The organism is Mesorhizobium sp. M1A.T.Ca.IN.004.03.1.1, from assembly GCF_003997555.1.
Lineage (GTDB): Bacteria > Pseudomonadota > Alphaproteobacteria > Rhizobiales > Rhizobiaceae > Mesorhizobium.
In genome coordinates, this window is sequence record NZ_RZTV01000136.1 from 1 (window position 1) to 315 (window position 315).

1 pseudogene is annotated in these 315 nt (G+C 59.4%); it reads left to right on the top strand.

From position 1 onward, the window contains the following. Positions 1-259: pseudogene (locus EOD29_RS31030) on the top strand (IS21 family transposase); the annotation flags it as partial. Positions 260-315: the final 56 nt, after the last annotated feature.

Here is a 315-nt window from a genome sequence, read left to right on the forward strand (position 1 = left end):
CCGCGAGATGGTCGATATCCTGGCGCTCGTCCTTCAGCACGATGAACAGGCCGTTCTGTCGGCCGTCGACATGGCACTGAAGTCCGGCGTTCCAACCAAGACGCATGTGCTGAACCTGCTGCATCGTCTTGTCGACGGCAAATCCTTCACGCCGCCGACCATTGATGCGCCGCAAGCCCTGACGCTCGTCAACGAGCCCAAGGCCAATGTGGAACGATACGATGCCCTGAGAAAGACGGAGGCTCGCCATGCGTCATAATCCAGCAAGCGGCGCGATCGTCATCATGTTGCGGCAACTGAAGATGCACGGCATGG